This window comes from Longimicrobiaceae bacterium, from assembly GCA_035936415.1.
Taxonomy (GTDB): Bacteria; Gemmatimonadota; Gemmatimonadetes; order Longimicrobiales; family Longimicrobiaceae; genus JAFAYN01.
On sequence record DASYWD010000409.1, the window covers coordinates 1 to 2,010 of the forward strand.

At 75.9% G+C, this 2,010-nt stretch carries 2 protein-coding genes; both read right to left on the bottom strand.

Annotation, left to right across the window (positions count from 1 at the left end; all coding sequences use genetic code 11):
• Nucleotides 1–1,031, bottom strand: a 1,031-nt coding sequence (locus tag VGR37_16690; GenBank protein HEV2149046.1) for a hypothetical protein, incomplete at its 3' end; no start/stop codon positions are given.
• A gap of 9 nt (nucleotides 1,032–1,040) precedes the next feature.
• Nucleotides 1,041–2,010: M20/M25/M40 family metallo-hydrolase (locus VGR37_16695; GenBank protein HEV2149047.1), on the bottom strand; the 970-nt coding region annotated here is incomplete at its 5' end.

The window sequence follows — 2,010 nt, forward strand, 5'->3', positions numbered from 1 at the left end:
ATCCAGCTCACCAGCGCCTCGCCCCCCTCCAGCAGCTCCACGTCCACGCGCCCGGCGGGGTCGCCGTCGTCCACGCGCACCGGGGCGCCGAAGGTGGCCCCCGCGTCGTCCGAGAAGGCGACCAGGACGCGCGCGGTGTCGCGGGCGCCGGTGAACCACGCCACCCCCACGCGCTCGCCGCGGGCGGAGACCTGCGGGCCGTTCACCGGGCAGGCCGGGATCTTCCACCCGTCGGCGTGCACCGGCTTCGGCTCGGTCCAGCGGCCGCCGACGCGCCGGACCACGTAGACGTCGCGGATCTCGTCGTGGGAGCGGTCGCGGTACACCACCACCGGGCCGGCAGAGGTCGTGGCCTGCCCGGTCTGGCAGCAGTCGCAGATGCGCTGGTCCAGCGGCCGCTCCGCGCCGAGGCTCCCGTCGCGCGAGAGCGTGGTGTGTACCAGCATGGTCTCGCCGCCGTGCTCCCCCTCCCCTCCTCCCTCCGCCGCGTACTTCCGCCCGTCCAGCCACACGGCGCCCAGCGAGTCGCCCTCGGCGGCCCAGAGCGAGACGAAGCCGTGCTCGGCCTGCGTCCCGTCGCGGTGCGGGACCACGCCCGCCGTCCAGGTGGCGCCGCCGTCCGCGGACTGCGCGATGCGCACGTCGTAGGCGTAGCGCCCGGGGCCGCTGCGCTGCAGCCAGTGGGCGGCGAGGCGACCGCCGGGGAGCACGGCCAGGGTGGGGAAGTCCGCCCAGTTGACGAACCAGTCCCGGCCGCTGGCGATGGTGCGCGGGGCGGACCACCGGTCCCCCTCCAGCACGGCGAAGCGGAGGGCGTGCGTGGAGTCCGGGCCCGGCTCGATCCAGGTGAGGTACACCCGCCCGTCCTCGCCGGCGGCCAGGTTGGCCTCGGCGCTCCCGGGCGCCGCGGGCGAGGGGATCTCCCGGAGGCCGGCGAGGGTGTCCCCCCCCTCGCCGCCGGGAGCGTCGCCCGTGCGGCAGGCGGCGAGCGCGGGAAGGACCAGGGCCAGGGCGAGAATCGTAGCTCTCATGGGCGCTTCCTACTGGAAGTTGGCGGGCGGGGTGGGCCGGCCGCCGGGGTTCCACTGCGGGGCGGGGCCGTCGGCGAGGATCCGCACCGCCTGCCTGGCGGCGTCGATCACCCGGGCCATGTGGACGAAGTCGATCCGCTCCACCTCGTCGTCCACCGTGTGGTAGTCGCCGTGCATCCCGTACGAGGAGAGGGTGTGCGCGGGGACGCCCTTCCACGCGAACACCACGTTGTCGCTCCGCTCGAAGAAGTTCTGCGCGGGGCGCGGGTCGGGGACGATGGGGTTTCCGGCGGCGCGCAGCATCTCGCCCACGGTCGAGCGCTCGTACCCGGTGAGCCAGGCGCGCCCGGGGCCGCCCGCCAGCGAGTCCGGGCGGCCGATCATCTCGATCTGCAGGTCGGCGACGGTGCGCTCCAGCGGCACCACGGGGCTGCGGACGTACCGGCGGATCCCGGTGAAGCCCACCTCCTCGCCGGTGGTCAGCAGGAAGACGACGCTCCGCTTCGGCGGGTCCTTGACCAGCGCGCGGGCGACCTCGAGCACGGCCACCACGCCGGAGGCGTCGTCGTCGGCGCCGTTGAAGATGGAGTCGCCGTCCACGGGGGCGCGCACGCCCAGGTGGTCGTAGTGCGCGCCCACCACCACGTACTCGTCGCGGAGCGCCGGATCGCTCCCCCGGACGATCCCCACCACGTTGACGTCGTGGGCGTGGCGGGCGGCGGGGACGGTGTCGGCGTCGCTCGCGGCGTTCAGGAGCCGGTACGCGCTGGTGCCGTTGGGGCGCGGCACCCGCACCATCGGCACGCGCTGGAAGTACGCGCTGTCACCCGCCGGCTCCACCCCGTGCATCCGCAGCTGCTCCGCCAGGAAGCGGGCGGCGCGGGCGCTCCCCGGCGTGGCGGTCCGGCGCCCCTGCATGGAGTCCGCGGCCAGCGCGGAGAGCAGCGCGCGCACCGCCTCCGGCGAGGCGGCCCCCGCC